Source organism: Bacteroides sp. AM37-9 (assembly GCF_003603455.1).
GTDB lineage: Bacteria > Bacteroidota > Bacteroidia > Bacteroidales > Bacteroidaceae > Bacteroides > Bacteroides xylanisolvens.
Genome location: NZ_QTNF01000016.1, coordinates 94,562 through 111,509 on the forward strand (window position 1 = coordinate 94,562; position 16,948 = coordinate 111,509).

Here is a 16,948-nt window from a genome sequence, read left to right on the forward strand (position 1 = left end):
TGAATTCGGACGCATCCTTTTTTCTTTTGTATCTCAACCATTATCGGTAATTAAGAATCTGTGTTAATCCGTGTAATCTGTGGTGAACAATAGATATACAATTACTGATGTTGCTCACGCAACAAGTCATTCACTGTCTTCACCGGGTTAAAGGTAGAAAGAGGAACTTCTACAAAGACGGTATTCCAGTCGCTCATCGCACCATTCCACAAGCCGGGAAGTTCGAGGGCTTTCAGGTCTTTACCGTTCTTCGATTTGTAGGAGATGAAGCCGGTAGCTTTATCTACATATTTCACCAGGTCGAATTTATGTCCTTTATAATCACGCACAGCGCATACGAGGTCTACCGGATTGAAGTGCGTACCCTTCTCGAACATTTCTTTCTTCTCCGGATCGTCCATGTCGATCTGCGAGCTTTCGAGAATTTGCAGGGAGATGGTTCCGTCGCTGTTGTAAGCAAGGAACGGACCGCCGCCGGGTTCGCCTACGTTCTTCACCATTCCGCAGACACGCATCGGGCGGTTGAACTTGTTTTTGAGGTAGATAGCCAGTACGGAGTCTTCGAGATCTTTTGTTTCCGGATTCTTGCAGAAGAGTTTCTTTTGCAGGAATTGAAGCATTTCCATCATCTGGTCGTGCGTATACTTGCCGCTGTCGAGCAGCGTGAGGTATTCGAATACTTGTTTTTGCAGGGTCACGAGCACTCCGGCAATCAGTTTCTTATACGTAACGGTGTCGTCTTTCAAACGGTCGGGCACTACGTTGTCGATGTTCTTGATGAAGATGATGTCTGCGTCCAAGTCGTTCAGGTTCTCAATCAGCGCGCCGTGACCACCGGGACGGAACAGTAGTTTGCCGTTGTCGCGGAACGGTTGGTTGTCCATATCGGCAGCAATGGTGTCGGTACTTGGCTTCTGCTCGGAGAAGGTGATGTAATAGTCTACGCCGTAACGTTTGGCGAAGTCGTCCACTTTTTCCGTCACGAGCTTCTTAAAAAGTTCGCGGTGTTCGGTAGACACGGTGAAGTGTACGTTCACTTTGCCGCTCTTGCCGGCTGCATACAGAGCACCTTCGGCAAGATGTTCCTCCATCGGAGTACGGGAGCCTTCGGGATATTTATGGAATTTGAGCAGACCTTTCGGTAGTGCGCCATAATTCAGTCCGGCAGTCTCCAACAAGGCGGACACCACTGCTTTATAGTTGCCTTCTTCCATCAGTCCGGGAATGTCTTTTCCGGAGATACGCTGGCAGGCCACATTCAGATCGTCATAGAAAGCAAAATTCTTGATTCCGTCAAAGAAAGACTGTTCGAACTTGGTAGTCGGCTGGTCATAATCGGCGGACAGAAACTCGAATAGATTCTTAAACATACGACTTGCAGCACCGGAGGCAGGCACGAACTTCACAACAGTCTTATCTGTGTTTGTATATGCATCCCAGGCGGCCAGATAAGCCTTCTGTTCTTCTGCGTCGGGAGCTAATATGCCCTTTTCGATGGAAGCTGCCGCATCCAGTTTTAAAAAGGGAAATCCCGTCTGGAAGCATGCTAATTGTTCTGCAATTTGCTCTTCCGTGATGCCTTTCTTGGCAAGCAACTCTTTGTCCTGTGTCGTTATCATAATATCTAATTTTATTAATTGATGCCCAAAAATACAAAATGTTATTTACTTCTTGCCGAATAACCGGAAAAAAAACTACTTTTACATCGAATTAACAAGATTGAATATGGACGACTTTTTTACATTGGAGGAAAAAAAGGAGCTTTTTTCACTCTATCGACATTTATTGCAGTCTGCCGGAGACAGTATTTTCTGGAGAGATTGCCAAAAGTTAAAGAAACATCTTATCAAGGCGGCCCAATGTAACGGTCTGCAACGCAATAACTTCGGGATGAATCCCGTTATCAGAGATTTACAAACAGCAGTGATCGTTGCCGAGGAAATCGGTATGAAAGGTTCGTGCCTGATCGGGATCATGTTGCACGAAATCGTGAAAGGTCATGTATTATCTATCGACGAGGTGAACGCCGAATATGGTGAAGACGTGGCAAGCATCATCAAGGGATTGGTGAAGACGAACGAGCTGTATGCCAAAAGCCCTGCCATCGAGTCGGAGAATTTCCGTAATCTGCTGCTGTCGTTTGCGGAGGATATGCGCGTAATCCTGATTATGATTGCCGACCGCGTGAACGTGATGCGCAAAATAAAGGATACAGGCAACGAGGAGGACCGGATCAAGGTGGCAAACGAAGCAGCGTATCTGTATGCTCCGCTGGCCCACAAGCTGGGATTGTATAAGCTGAAATCAGAACTGGAGGATTTGTCTCTCAAATATACGCAGAAAGAGACATATTATTTCATCAAGGATAAGCTGAACGAAACGAAGGCTTCCCGCGACAAGTATATCGCCGCTTTTATCGAACCGATCCAAAAGAAGGTGGCGGAAGCGGGACTGAAGTTCGACATCAAGGGACGCACGAAGTCGATTCATTCGATATGGAACAAGATTCAGAAGCAAAAGACTCCTTTTGAGGGGATTTATGACTTGTTCGCCATCCGTATCATCCTGGATTCGGAACCGGACCCGGCGAAGGAGAAGCAGGAGTGCTGGCAGGTGTATTCGATTGTGACGGATATGTACCAGCCGAACCCGAAGCGTCTGCGCGACTGGCTTTCAATACCGAAGAGTAATGGTTACGAGTCGTTGCACATCACCGTGATGGGCCCGGAAGGGAAATGGGTGGAAGTGCAGATACGTACCCGACGGATGGACGAGATCGCGGAACGCGGACTGGCTGCGCACTGGAGATATAAAGGTATCAAAGGAGAAACGGGCTTGGACGAGTGGTTGACTTCCGTGCGGGAGGCGTTGGAGAACGCGGACAACGACTCGATGAAGGTAATGGATCAGTTTAAGATGGATCTCTACGAGGATGAAGTGTTTGTCTTTACGCCCAAGGGGGATTTGTTCAAGCTGGCTAAAGGGGCTACGGTGCTCGATTTTGCTTTCCATATACATAGTAAGTTGGGATGCAAGTGTATCGGCGCGAAAGTGAACGGCAAGAATGTGCAGTTGAAGCAGAAGTTGAACAGCGGCGACCAGGTGGAGATCATGACTTCAAACACCCAGACTCCGAAACAGGACTGGCTGAACATCGTGACGACTTCCAAAGCACGCACCAAGATACGCCAGGCGCTCAAAGAGATGGTGGCACGCCAACATGCGTTTGCCAAAGAGACGCTGGAACGGAAATTCAAGAACCGCAAACTGGAGTATGATGAAGCGACCATGATGCGCCTCATCAAGCGTTTGGGATTCAAGAACGTGACGGAATTTTATCAACGGATTGCCGATGGCGGACTGGATGTGAACGAGATTCTGGATAAATACATCGAACAGCAGAAACGGGACAGCGATACACACGATGAAATTGTTTATCGGAGTGCCGAAGGGTATAATTTGCAAACCGCGCAGGAGGAAACGACATCTAAAGAGGATGTACTGGTGATTGACCAGAATCTGAAAGGACTGGAGTTTAAACTGGCTAAATGTTGTAACCCGATTTATGGCGATGATGTGTTCGGGTTCGTAACGGTGAGCGGCGGTATCAAGATACACCGGTCGGATTGTCCGAACGCGAACCAGATGCGCGAACGCTTCGGCTACCGCATCGTGAAGGCTCGCTGGGCGGGCAAGTCGGAAGGTACGCAATATCCGATCACGCTGCGCGTTGTAGGACATGATGATATTGGTATCGTGACAAATATTACTTCGATCATCTCGAAAGAGAATGGTATCACGCTACGTTCTATCGGTATTGATTCGAACGATGGGTTGTTCTCTGGCACACTGACGGTAATGGTGGGTGATACGGGGCGTTTGGAGGCTCTTATCAAGAAATTACGGACGGTGAAGGGAGTAAAACAGGTGAGCAGGAATTAAAATTAAGACAGAAGAACAAAAGAACATATTTTTGGACACGTATGATGAAAATCAAAAAACAATCATCACTCCTGAAATATGTTCTTTTGTTCTTCTGTCTATTTTATCTTACCTTCTTCTTTATATAATAAGGATAAGTGACCAATACGAAGAACAGCAAAGCGATAGAAGCTACCATCTGTCCGGTATGGAGCATCTTGTCTGTATCCAATTCCATGTAGCACGCAGTAGCGATACCCAGGGAGATACCAACTTCGCTTGCCAACAAATGGGTAGTGTTGGCTGTTCCGCGTTGGCAATGATGGGATAGTTTCACAAATATCATCAGGAATTCCGGCATGGTTAAACCTAAACCCAATCCCAAGAGTACGGAAGAGATGCCTATCGAAAGGTCTGTGTTCAATAAGGACATGGCTACCATTTCCAACCCGATTCCTATAATGACCAAGCGCAGTGTCTTCTCTTTAAAAAAGAACAGGCGCGCGATGAACAGGGAGATAATGTATCCGAGGGTTGTGCCGACAAAGAACGGTACGGGGATTCCCACGTTTCCGAGTACGAAATCGTTTAGGAAAGGGTGTACCATTGGAATCAGTAAGCCCGGAACAAATGTTATCAAAATCAGGTTGATAGCGGGAACCCATCCACGAAGCAATAAGAAGCGGTCGAAGGAATAGAGTTTAGTGACAATCGGCGCACGGAAAGGTACATATACCCCCGATAGCATGAGAATTCCTACAGCTCCGGTTATGACAGATACAGTGAGCAGGTTTTGGAATGAGTGGCTTTGATAGAGCCACACTCCGAGGATAATCCCCAAAAGCATTCCCAAACGTACCGTCCACGAGAAGCTGACATTTCCCGCGCTCCGCAGTGTGGAGTGGGTGATGTCGATAGCCAAGGTGATACCGGCAGTAGTGCCTATGCCAAAGGCCAGTCCTTGCACGGTACTCAACAGGATTAGTTCTGTGAAGTTCGTCACAAAGGCGTACCCAATCGTCGCCACTACCATCAGGGCAGCGGCAAACATACATACGTATTTACGTTTATAGGCATCTACCAGGTAAGCATGGAAAGGACCGATGAGGAACATCCCCAAGGTGAAAAAAAGAAAGATTACTCCTGTCTGTGCGGCCGGCACTCCGAGACGGTCGGCCATCTCTACGGAAAGTACCGGAAATAACACATACAAGGATATAAACAACAGCAAATTAGCTACACATATCCGCATAAAATGAACTGTCCACAATTTAACTGCCATATACTATCTTAATATTGTTCCTTCTCGTTGGGGAAGTAGCAATTCTTCACGTCGGAAACGTAACGGCTGATGGCGTCGGTCATCACCGTGTACAAGTCAGCATAACGACGTAAGAAACGCGGACGGAATCCGTTGTTCATGCCAAGCATGTCCTGAATAACCAATACCTGACCGTCTACGTGGCCGCCGGCACCGATTCCGATGATAGGAATAGTGAGTTCGGAAGCTACACGCTCTGCAAGGGTAGCGGGGATTTTTTCGAGTACAATGGCAAAACAGCCTGCTTCTTCCAATAAATGGGCGTCGCGAATCAGTTTGTCGGCTTCGGCTTCGTCTTTGGCACGTACGGTATAGGTTCCGTATTTGTTAATGGATTGAGGCATGAGTCCCAAATGTCCCATCACAGGGATACCGGCGCATACGATACGTTTCACCGTGTCAATGATTTCTTCACCGCCTTCGAGCTTCAATGCGTCAGCGTGACTTTCTTTCATGATGCGGATAGCGGAAGCAAGTCCCTCCATCTCATTGCCTTGGTAAGATCCGAAAGGCATATCAACTACCACCATCGCACGCTTTACACCACGTACTACGGATTTGGCATGATAAATCATTTGGTCGAGCGTGATAGGTAATGTAGTCACGTTACCTGCCATTACGTTAGAAGCGGAGTCGCCTACCAGGATTACGTCCATTCCCGCACCGTCTACAATCTGTGCCATTGTGTAATCATACGCAGTCAGCATAGATATTTTTTCGCCTCTCTGTTTCATTTCAACCAAGCGATGAGTAGTCACCTTTCTTGTGTCATCTGATATATAACCAGCCATGTCTTTTTAATTTATGATTTATGAATTATGATTTATGTCATTGATGTCTGCGCATTTGAACGCTTTCAAAAATTGCGGCAAAGTTATAACATTTAATTCATAACTGGGAAAGAAAAGCAAAAAATCCTTTCAAATGCTTCGCTTGGATAGTTGGAAGGCATTTGAAAGGATGGGTGGGTCTCACTATTTTTATTTATCTCGGTTATTTTTCTTATTTCATTTATTAATATAATATAAGTGAGGTAACTATTTAAAAATAATGCCGTTATTTATGGAGAGAGAGCATTTTTTCGTATGTCATGCTGGTGAAGTCGTCTATTATATAATGGGCTTTTCCGGTGATGGCTTCGCGTGAGTTGGTGGTGGCAAGTCCGATCACGGTTGCCCCGGAAGTCATGCCGGCTTGCAGGCCGTGGAAAGAATCCTCAAAGACGTAGGAGTTTTCGGGGGTGGCTTCAAAGATTTCCATTCCCAACAGGAAACAGTCGGGAGCGGGTTTTGAACGGGCAAACATTTCTCCTGTCAGGATGCGGTCTACCATTCCTTTAAATTCGGGATGGGCATTGTAGACGTTTGCCATCTTCTCTTCGTTGGAGCTGGTGACTACGGCTATCTTTGCACCGTTCCGACGAAGATCGGCTATGAAGGCTTCTACTCCGGGGATGTATTCGTAGGACATCTTTTTCTCGTAAACATTGAGTTCAGCGCTTATTTCGAGCTGTGCTTCGGGTTTGTCCGCGAAATGCTTTTCATAGATTTGTAATAGCGTCTGTCCCTTGATACGGCGTCCGAAATCTTCTTCATTCAGATATTTCCGTCCTTGCTCGTCCCAAAAAACAGTGTACTGCGTTTCTGTATCCATGATGACACCGTCAAAGTCGAAAAGTGCTGCAATTGTTTTCGTTGTATTCATATTAAACTGTCTTTTTACCTAAAACGTTAAACCTTGTGTATCTATCGCCGCAAAGTTCCGAATAATCATCGAATCAGGCAAATAATTCGTACCTTTGCAAAGCTAAAAAAAACGTAACATACGTTTTTATCCAACAAAATCTACTGGCGCATGAGCAAGAACGACCCGCACATTTTAGGCAAAGAACGTATCGGCAAATTGCTGTTACAATATTCCATTCCTGCGATTATCGGAATGACGATTACTTCTATCTATAACATCATTGATAGTATCTTCATCGGACATGGCGTAGGACCGATGGCTATTGCCGGACTGGCTATCAGCTTCCCGCTGATGAATCTTGTTGTCGCTTTCTGTACACTGGTTTCGGCTGGTGGGTCTACCCTCGCCTCTATCCGTTTGGGACAGAAGGATATGAAAGGGGCTACGGAAATTTTGTCACATACGCTGATGCTTTGTATCACAAATTCTCTTTTCTTCGGTATTCTATCTTTTATCTTCCTGGATGATATACTGACTTTTTTCGGAGCCAGCGCCGACACCCTTCCGTATGCACGCAGCTTTATGCAGGTGATTTTGCTGGGAACTCCCATCACTTACACAATGATCGGGCTGAACAACGTGATGCGCGCTACCGGATACCCCAAAAAGGCTATGCTTACTTCAATGGTAACGGTGGTGGCTAACATCATCCTCGCTCCTATCTTTATCTTCCACTTCGAATGGGGAATGAGGGGTGCGGCTACGGCAACGGTTATCTCGCAGTTAATCGGTATGGTGTGGGTGGTGAGCCACTTCACCAAGAAAGACAGTACGGTGCATTTTGAAGGGAATATCTGGAAAATGAAACCGAGGATTGTAGAAAGTATCTTCGCCATCGGTATGTCTCCATTCCTGATGAATGTGTGTGCGTGTGCCATCGTGATTATCATCAATAACAGTCTGCAAGACTATGGGGGCGATATGGCTATCGGCGCGTATGGCATCATCAACCGGTTGCTGACGCTTTATGTAATGATTGTGTTGGGGCTGACTATGGGTATGCAGCCAATCGTAGGCTACAACTTCGGCGCACAAAAGATAGACCGGGTGAAACAAACGCTGCGACTGGGGATTATCTCCGGGGTAGTGATTACGAGCAGCGGGTTCGTGATTTGTGAGTTCTTCCCTCATGCCGTATCGGCTCTCTTCACCGATAGTGATGAATTGATTGATTTGGCGGTAGGCGGTATCCGGCTGACTGTGTTGATGTTCCCGTTTGTAGGGGCACAGATTGTAATCGGTAACTTCTTCCAAAGTATCGGCAAGGCAAAAGTCAGTATTTTCCTTTCGCTGACGCGTCAGTTGCTTTATCTTTTGCCTTGCTTATTACTGTTCCCTAACTGGTGGGGATTGGAAGGAATTTGGATCAGTATGCCGGTATCGGATGCGCTGGCGTTTATTACAGCCGTTGTCAGTCTGATGATTTACATCAAGAAGGTTTCCAAACAGCATCCGGTAATAGCAGAATAAGGCGGTGTCTGCCCTATTCTGCCATTTATTCTATTCGGCCTATTCTGCCTTAATGCTATTGACCGGATTCTCGTTCGCGATATGCCATGCTTTCAGAACAACACAGATTACAATCAGTAATTGGACGAACAAGGCAGTAGCAGCAAAAAGCAATGGATTCAAATCAATCTGCTCGGCAAATTGGTCGAGCCATGCCTGTCCTGCAAAATAAGAAACGGTAGTGCCTACTAGGATAGAAATCACTGAAACGTATAAAATGTCACGTGTCAGTAATCCGAGGATATGAGATGCTTCGGCTCCATTCACTTTCCGGATAGCTATCTCTTTGCTCCGGCGCTGGGTTTCATCGTTCACATAGCCAATCAATCCCATGATAACGATCAGTAGGATAAAGGCGGAAGTGATCCAGACGGAATTGCGGAAGCGGTATACGTCTTTATAGATATTTTTCACCATTTGATCTACCAGGATAAAACGCAAGGATATATTCGGATAGGTGTTTTCTACAAACTCATTCAGACGTTTCAGATTCTCATTATATGGTTCTTTCAAGCGGACATCAAAGGCGTGGTTGGCATTTTCATCTCCAATCAGGACAATAGGAGATTGCGCCCCATAAAAGCTGTTATTGCGAATGTCACGAAATACACCTACAATCGTTCCTTGAATGTCATTCACTGTTTTACCTACTGCTCCGTCGATCCATTTCATCAGACGCACCAGTTCTTCGTTTACCAATAAGTCGTTCTGCTTTTTCAGTGTAGTACCTTCTATAATCTTAATACCCATTACTTCAGGATAGTTGTAATGGCAGGAGTTGTAATTTAGGGTAGCAATCCGCTTACCGTCATTTCCCATCAGTCCGCGTGTCCAGTACTCGCCCAACACCCCATTCACGGCAACGGTCACTCCTTCTACCATCGGCTGGCGGTTCAAATCGTCTTTGATATGCTCTACCGATTCTTTAGGCAACCATGTCTGCGCTTGAGCTAATCCGGGCACGACGATACCCATATCACGGCTCATCAGATGACTGTACTGCAACAGAGTGACCAGCAACAATCCCAAGACGAAAGAAACTCCCGTAAACTGCACAAACAATAACGAACGTTTCCACCCTTTCTTCCCATCTGTATACCGGCGGAATACCTGCGTGACAGGGATACGGGAGAATAATCGTCCCGGTATGCCACCTGCCAGTATGAAGAGAACAAGGATAGTGAGCAACGGTACCCACAACGTTTCCCAAGTGAAAAGTGAGGAAAGACGGACGGAAAGTAAATCTTCAATCAGACCACGCGCATTGATTATCAGTAAGAAACTAAGCAATACGGAAAGAATGACAAGGATTCCCGTCTCTGCCATAAACATTCTGAAAATATGGGTGGAACTGGCTCCATTGCACTTATGTACTCCCACTCCTTTTGCACGACGGCTTAAAGTAGCAATGGATATCAGCATATAGTTCATGATAGCCACAAAGAAGATAGCAAAACCCAAAAATCCGTAAATGACCAAACGCTTTTGTACATCGGGAGAAGCCAGATGACGTTTCACCAATGGAAGGACGCTAAATTCAATTTTCCAGCCATCATACTCTAAATCTGTATATTTCCCGATCACCCGCTGAATGTCAGCATTCACTTTGTCAATGTCCGAAGCATGGCGCAAACGAAGGAAAGCGTAAAAGACATCATTTCCTCTCCAGCCGGCTCCTGCATGATACCCTCCATTCTGATGAACAGATATCACGAAATCATGGGTGAGCATCGTATTTTCCGGTACATCTTTGTAGATCCCACGTATGGTCAGTGTGTTTTGTTTTTCAACAGAAAGCACTTTACCAACAGGGCTTTCATCTCCAAACGTCTCACGGGCAAAATGCTCCGAAACAAAAACGCTTCCGGGCATAATCATATCCTTGGGATTGCCTTCCAACACCGGTATGCCGAAAGTCTGAAAGAAACAAGTATCCGCAAAGATGTAATCTGCATCGGGCAACAGTTTATCTTCATAATAAATATTGGCACTTCCCATCGAAAGGACACTACTGGCTACTTCTATTTCTTTCGGCATCTCTTCTGCCAAAGTAGGTGCCACCACATCGAAAACAGTATAGTCATAACCGATCTCTCCATCATCACCTGCGGTTTCGCCTGTACTAAGATTAGTCATCTGACAACGTACGAGTGCCAAGCGTTCCGCCTCCGGATAGCATTTCTCATAACTTAGTTCGAAGGCTATCTGCGAGAAAAGCAGAATACCGATAGTAAGCCCTAAAGAAAGGGAAATGATTCGTATGATATTCGATCCGCGTTCACGCAATAAGGTACGTATAGTATAATAGATTTGTCTCATGGTTGGTTCTCTGTTTATGCCTTTACACTTGCTACAATACTTCCATCGAATAAATGTACGGTACGATGTGCGAAACTGGCATCGTGCTGTGAGTGGGTCACCATGATAATGGTTGTCCCCTCTCTATTCAGTTCCGTCAACAGATTCATCACTTCCGCTCCGTTCTTTGAGTCAAGGTTACCTGTAGGCTCATCGGCAAGGATGAATTGAGGATTGGTAACAACCGCGCGGGCTATCGCCACCCGTTGTTGTTGTCCGCCGGAAAGCTGTTGAGGAAAATGTTTAGCACGGTGGTTGATATTCATTCTTTTTAGAATGTCTTCCACCATTCGGCGGCGTTCGGAAGATTTAAGACCTAAATAAGTGAGCGGAAGTTCCACATTCTCATAGACGTTCAATTCGTCTATCAGATTAAAGCTCTGGAATACAAAGCCCAGTTTACCTTTACGGACACGGGTACGCTCCTTTTCTTTCAGACCAGCTACTTCTTCTCCCATCAGCAGGTAAGAGCCTTCAGTGGGGTTATCTAATAGGCCGAGGATGTTTAATAAGGTGGATTTCCCACAACCAGACGGTCCCATGATAGCAACAAATTCTCCTTCTTTTACTTCAAGGTTTACATGATTTAATGCGACCGTCTCCACTTCGGTAGTACGGAATACTTTACTAATATTTTCAATCTGTATCATCTTGTTTATTTATGATGTTGTTCTACATAGATTTATTTCCAGTTTTACTATTGACGTTTTTAGTCATGCAGAAAGTATGCCAAACAAGAATAGCTATTCATTTTCAATCATTTATCTTTTCCTAGTTTCCCAAGCATTGTCTAATAATTAGACAGGACCGTCTAATTATTAGACAAATCGATACTGTTCCATATCTCCCATTTATTGTTCAAAGAGTCCTATTTGCCTGTTAGCCGATTGTCCATCCAAATAGAAAACTTTATCTTTGTATTTAGTTTTCTAGACTATAAACAAAATAATTATGATGAGAAAGAGTGTATATGTATTCTTATCGTGCTTTTTACTTTCCGGATGCGGCATGATAGATTACCATCCATACGACGTCCGTATCAGCGGCGAAACAGAGGTCAACGCACATAATATCGAAAGAATAGAGGCAAACTGCCAAGGTAAAACGACCATACGCTTTGTGACTATGGGCGACTCACAACGATGGTACGATGAAACGGAAGATTTCGTGAAAGAGATTAATAAACGGAATGATATCGACTTCGTTATTCACGGAGGGGATATGAGTGACTTCGGACTAACCAAAGAGTTTCTCTGGCAAAGGGATATCATGAACGGACTTAACGTGCCTTATGTAGTCCTTATCGGCAACCATGATTGTTTGGGGACGGGAGCAGAAACATACAAGGCGGTATTCGGTCCCACCAACTTTTCTTTCATCGCAGGTAATGTGAAATTTGTCTGCCTGAACACCAATGCGCTGGAGTATGACTACTCTGAACCTGTGCCGAACTTTACCTTTATGGAACAAGAGATTACGAGCAGGCTGGACGAGTTTGAAAAGACTGTCATTAGTATGCACGCACGCCCTTACACGGATGTATTCAACGATAATGTGGCTAAAGTATTTCAACATTATATCAGACAATACCCGGGAATACAAGTTTGCACTGCTGCTCACACACACCATTATCAAGACGATGTGATCTTTGATGATGGAATACATTATGTTACCAGTGATTGTATGGATTACCGTACTTATCTGGTATTTACAATAACCCCGGAAAAATATGAATATGAACTGGTTAAATACTAACTATATCTTGCGCGCAGGAGTATTATCCGTACTTCTGTTACTTCCCGGTCTGATTTCAGCTACTTGTAAAGCAGATACAATCATCAACTCGTACAAGGCTGATTCACTCCGTTTCATTATCAAAGATGATTCAATTATCACTTTTCGCACAGGAGATTCTATATTTACGATCATCAGAGCGGACTCTGTATTGCCGGTTACACCGAAGCAGGTGAAACACAGTCGTTACGATAACCGGATTCACCGTTTCCGCAGTCACTGGGAACGGATTATCCCGACGCACTCCAAAATACAGTATGCCGGAAACATGGGATTGCTTTCTTTCGGTACGGGATGGGACTACGGGAAACGTAATCAGTGGGAAACGGATATATTGCTCGGATTTATACCGAAATATTCGTCAAAGAAGGCCAAAGTAACCATGACGCTCAAGCAGAACTATATGCCCTGGAGCATTAATATCGGAAAGGGCTTCTCTACGGAACCTCTTACCTGCGGGCTTTATGTGAATACCGTGTTTGGCGACCAGTTTTGGGTAAATGAGCCGGAACGTTATCCGAAAGGTTACTATGGTTTCTCCAGCAAAGTACGTTTTCATGTTTTCATGGGACAACGGTTGACATACGATATTGATCCGCAACGTAGATTTTTAGCCAAGTCGGTGACTTTTTTCTATGAAATAAGTACGTGCGACCTGTATGTTATCAGTGCAGTAAACAATAGCTATCTCCGTCCCCGTGATTATCTTAGTTTATCATTCGGATTGAAGTTCCAGTGGTTATAAAAGAATTTATGATTTATGAATTATGATTTATAACTCACTTTTTCGTAAGTTTGCGCTTTACAAACTTAAACGAAAATGAGTAAATCAGGAACAATCATCATTGTAGACGATAATAAAGGAGTATTGACTGCCGTACAAATCCTTCTGAAAAGTTATTTTTCCAAGATTGTCACACTCTCCTCTCCTGTCACCCTGTCCAGTGTCATAAGGGAAGAAACACCGGAAGTAATTTTGTTGGATATGAATTTCACATCAGGCATCAACACCGGTAATGAGGGTTTATTCTGGTTGCATGAAATAAAGAAAGTACGTCCGGAACTTCCGGTCGTACTTTTTACAGCTTATGCCGACATCGAACTGGCTATCCGGGGGATTAAAGAAGGAGCAACCGACTTTATCGTCAAGCCTTGGAATAACCAAAAACTGGTGGAAACCCTGCAAACCGCAGCAGCTTCTACGCACAACGACAAGAAAACAGACAACAAAGAAGAAACGACTCACTCACCTATGTACTGGGGAGAAAGCAAAGTGATGCAGCAACTCCGCTCATTGATTGAAAAGGTAGCCATCACCGACGCCAATATCCTGATAACAGGCGAAAACGGAACGGGGAAAGAAATGCTGGCACGGGAGATTCATCTCCTTTCCAACCGCAAATACAAAGAAATGATTGCAGTGGATATGGGGACTATCACAGAGTCTTTATTTGAAAGTGAGCTTTTCGGACACGTTAAAGGTTCTTTCACCGACGCACACGCCGACCGGACCGGCAAATTTGAGGCTGCCGATAATAGTACGCTGTTTCTCGATGAAATAGGCAACCTGCCTTACCACCTGCAAGCAAAGCTACTGACCGTCCTCCAACGACGAAGCATTGTGAGAGTGGGAAGCAACACGCCGATTCCCATTCATATCCGACTGATATGCGCAACCAACCGGAATCTGCAAGAGATGGTAGTGAAAGGTGAATTCCGGGAAGATTTGCTCTATCGCATCAATACCATTCATGTAGAGATTCCTCCTTTGCGGGAACGGAAAGAAGATATTATTCCATTGGCCGAAAGGTTCATGGTACGCTTTTGCAAACAATATGACAAGGCATTGATGAAGTTCACTCCCGACGCTAAAGATAAATTGAAAGCACACCTTTGGTATGGTAATATCCGTGAACTGGAACACGTGATTGAAAAGACCGTTATCATCAATGACAGTCCGCTCGTTCCCGCCGAATTGTTCCAATTATCCATTCCACGGACGGAGAGTCAGGAGAAAAGTATTTCTACGCTGGAAGAGATGGAAATGCAGATGATACGGAAAGCGCTCGCCACTTGTGCAGGAAACTTATCGGCAGTAGCCGCCCAACTGGGAATAACCAGGCAGACTCTTTATAACAAGATGAAAAAGTTCGGATTATGACAGTGCAGCTTCAACAAGTAGGTGTTCAATATTGGTTCAGAGTCTTACTGACGGTACTTTTCTGTATATCGTCCGTGTGGTTCGGTATACATCAATCATACAGCTGGTTAGGAGTCAGTCTTTGTCTATTGGTTCTTAGCATACTTTGGCAAATCCGCCTTTATCGCCTCCACACCAAACAAGTGCTTTTTATGATTGATGCGCTCGAGAATAATGATAATACATTTCATTTTACCGAAGAAAACGGTACTCCCGAAAGCAAAGAAATAAACCGGGCGCTCAACCGCGTGGGACATATCTTATATAGCGTGAAAGCTGAAACAGCCCAGCAAGAGAAATACTACGAACTAATTCTCGACTTTGTCAGTACAGGATTAGTAGTGCTCAATGACAATGGAGCCGTTTATCAGAAGAACAAAGAAGCACTCCGTATTTTAGGGCTGAATGTGTTTACACATATCCGCCAATTGAGTCAGGTGGATGCGCAGCTTATGGAAAAAATAGAGAACTGTCGCCCGGGTGACAAACTACAAGTCATATTTCACAATGAACGGGGAACGATTAACTTATCCATCCGTGTATCGGAAATCAATGTACGCAAAGAGCATCTGCGCATCCTTGCCCTGAATGATATCAATACCGAACTGGATGAAAAAGAAATAGATTCATGGATCCGGCTGACACGGGTACTGACACATGAAATCATGAACTCTGTGACTCCCATCACTTCCCTTTGCGATACGCTTCTTTCAATATCAGCGAATAAAGACGAAGAAATAAATCACGGATTGCAAACAATCAGTACGACCGGAAAAGGGTTGCTTGCCTTTGTAGAATCATACCGGCAATTCACACGTATACCGACACCGGAACCCTCCTTGTTCTATGTGAAAGCATTCATAGAAAGAATGGTTGAACTTGCCTGTCATCAGCATCCATGTGAGCATATCCGTTTCCACACAGAGATTACTCCTGCGGACTTAATCGTATATGCAGATGAGAATCTTATTTCACAGGTAGTTATCAATCTTTTAAAGAACGCAATTCAAGCAATCGGCAATCAGCCGGATGGGAGAATTGAGTTGAAGGCGTCCTGCAATGACATGGAAGAAATATGGATTGAGATAAAGAACAATGGCCCCGAAATCCCAGCGGAAATAGCAGAACATATCTTCATTCCTTTCTTTACGACCAAAGAAGGCGGTAGCGGAATCGGACTTAGTATCTCCCGCCAAATCATGCGCCTTTCGGGAGGAAGCCTTACGTTACTACGAGAGAAAGAGACAACGTTTATTTTAAAATTCAAATAACGATTGATATATGATACCTACACTAGCCAATAATCCGTTATTCCGTGGAATCACTCCGGAAAGACTTCTTGCCGATCTGGAAGAGATCAGTTTTCATACACGTTCTTATAAGAAAGGAGAAATCCTGGCGCGACAGGAAGATGTGTGCAACCGTCTTGTCATCCTGACCAAAGGAAGTGTGCGTGGGGAAATGATTGACTATTCGGGACGTCTTATCAAGGTGGAAGATATAACTGCTCCCAGAGCGATTGCCCCCCTGTTCCTGTTTGGTGAGCAGAACCGCTATCCGGTGGAGGTAACTGCCAATGAACCGACAGAGGTGATCGAGCTTCCTAAACCAAGTGTTTTGAGTTTGTTCCGCAAGAACGAGCTGTTTTTGGAAAACTATATGAATCTCTCCGCCAATTATGCACGGACTTTATCAGATAAACTTTTCTTCATGTCATTCAAGACCATTCGTCAGAAACTTGCCTCCTACCTGCTCCGCCTGTACAAACAACAGCAACAGACACATATCACCCTCGACCGTTCGCAACAGGAGTTGAGTGATTACTTCGGAGTCTCCCGCCCTTCCCTCGCCCGCGAACTGGCACACATGCAGGAAGACGGACTATTGATAGCAGATCGTAAACATATCACTATCTTACAGAAAGAAGAACTGGTCCGGCTCATCCAATAATGCTCCGATTTAAAAATCATTTATCTAATTGTGAGTATTTGAGATAAAAATATTCATTGTTGTAACATTGGTTACAGAATCACCTGAAACCTTTCCTCTACTTTTGCGTTCAATAAATAAACTGTTGGACTAATTAAAAACGTAAAAGT

The 16,948-nt window shown here is 44.7% G+C and carries 13 protein-coding genes; 7 read left to right on the forward strand and 6 right to left on the reverse strand.

What is annotated here, in order from left to right; translation table 11 throughout:
* Nucleotides 1–101 precede the first annotated feature (101 nt).
* Nucleotides 102–1,619 carry a DUF4301 family protein gene (locus tag DW862_RS12915; protein WP_008022623.1) on the reverse strand — a complete coding sequence of 506 codons (1,518 nt, stop codon included), beginning with the start codon at nucleotides 1,617–1,619 and terminating at the stop codon, nucleotides 102–104.
* A gap of 106 nt (nucleotides 1,620–1,725) precedes the next feature.
* Between DW862_RS12915 and DW862_RS12920 the strand changes: the two genes are divergently transcribed.
* Entirely contained in the window at nucleotides 1,726–3,942 is a 2,217-nt protein-coding gene (locus DW862_RS12920; protein ID WP_004316962.1) for a bifunctional (p)ppGpp synthetase/guanosine-3',5'-bis(diphosphate) 3'-pyrophosphohydrolase, read from the forward strand.
* A gap of 103 nt (nucleotides 3,943–4,045) precedes the next feature.
* Here the strand turns inward: DW862_RS12920 and DW862_RS12925 are convergent, their stop codons facing one another.
* The 3 genes from DW862_RS12925 to DW862_RS12935 all read right to left on the reverse strand — a co-directional run bounded on the left by DW862_RS12925 (nucleotide 4,046) and on the right by DW862_RS12935 (nucleotide 6,946).
* The gene (locus DW862_RS12925) at nucleotides 4,046–5,203 is read right to left on the reverse strand and encodes an MFS transporter (protein ID WP_008022625.1); all 1,158 of its coding nucleotides are present in this window, start codon (nucleotides 5,201–5,203) and stop codon (nucleotides 4,046–4,048) included.
* Between the two features lie 8 nt (nucleotides 5,204–5,211).
* Entirely contained in the window at nucleotides 5,212–6,033 is an 822-nt protein-coding gene (gene panB, locus DW862_RS12930; protein ID WP_004316964.1) for a 3-methyl-2-oxobutanoate hydroxymethyltransferase, read from the reverse strand.
* Nucleotides 6,034–6,298: 265 nt separating this feature from the next.
* Entirely contained in the window at nucleotides 6,299–6,946 is a 648-nt protein-coding gene (locus DW862_RS12935) for an HAD family phosphatase (RefSeq protein WP_120068666.1), read from the reverse strand.
* Nucleotides 6,947–7,096: 150 nt separating this feature from the next.
* Here DW862_RS12935 and DW862_RS12940 point away from each other — a divergent pair, with 150 nt between their 5' ends.
* A complete protein-coding gene (locus DW862_RS12940; RefSeq protein ID WP_120068669.1) occupies nucleotides 7,097–8,458 on the forward strand; it encodes an MATE family efflux transporter in 1,362 nt (453 codons plus the stop codon).
* 39 nt (nucleotides 8,459–8,497) lie between these two features.
* Here the strand turns inward: DW862_RS12940 and DW862_RS12945 are convergent, their stop codons facing one another.
* Nucleotides 8,498–10,816, reverse strand: a complete 2,319-nt coding sequence (locus DW862_RS12945; RefSeq protein WP_120068672.1) for an ABC transporter permease — start codon at nucleotides 10,814–10,816, stop codon at nucleotides 8,498–8,500.
* 14 nt (nucleotides 10,817–10,830) lie between these two features.
* A complete protein-coding gene (locus DW862_RS12950) occupies nucleotides 10,831–11,505 on the reverse strand; it encodes an ABC transporter ATP-binding protein (RefSeq protein WP_120068675.1) in 675 nt (224 codons plus the stop codon).
* 301 nt (nucleotides 11,506–11,806) lie between these two features.
* Between DW862_RS12950 and DW862_RS12955 the strand changes: the two genes are divergently transcribed.
* From DW862_RS12955 to DW862_RS12975, 5 genes are all read left to right on the forward strand, one after another.
* Nucleotides 11,807–12,610 carry a metallophosphoesterase gene (locus tag DW862_RS12955; RefSeq protein ID WP_087321174.1) on the forward strand — a complete coding sequence of 268 codons (804 nt, stop codon included), beginning with the start codon at nucleotides 11,807–11,809 and terminating at the stop codon, nucleotides 12,608–12,610.
* Complete coding sequence (locus DW862_RS12960; protein WP_083823390.1) at nucleotides 12,591–13,394, forward strand: hypothetical protein; 804 nt, start codon at nucleotides 12,591–12,593, stop codon at nucleotides 13,392–13,394. The genes DW862_RS12955 and DW862_RS12960 overlap by 20 nt, the downstream gene beginning before the upstream one ends.
* A 75-nt stretch (nucleotides 13,395–13,469) precedes the next feature.
* Nucleotides 13,470–14,810 (forward strand): sigma-54 dependent transcriptional regulator, encoded by a 1,341-nt coding sequence (locus DW862_RS12965; protein ID WP_087321176.1) that lies wholly within the window; start codon nucleotides 13,470–13,472, stop codon nucleotides 14,808–14,810.
* Nucleotides 14,807–16,120, forward strand: a complete 1,314-nt coding sequence (locus DW862_RS12970; protein WP_008022633.1) for a PAS domain-containing sensor histidine kinase — start codon at nucleotides 14,807–14,809, stop codon at nucleotides 16,118–16,120. The genes DW862_RS12965 and DW862_RS12970 overlap by 4 nt, the downstream gene beginning before the upstream one ends.
* A gap of 10 nt (nucleotides 16,121–16,130) precedes the next feature.
* Nucleotides 16,131–16,799: a Crp/Fnr family transcriptional regulator gene (locus DW862_RS12975; protein ID WP_120068678.1), complete on the forward strand. Its 669-nt coding sequence runs from the start codon at nucleotides 16,131–16,133 to the stop codon at nucleotides 16,797–16,799.
* Nucleotides 16,800–16,948 lie beyond the last annotated feature (149 nt).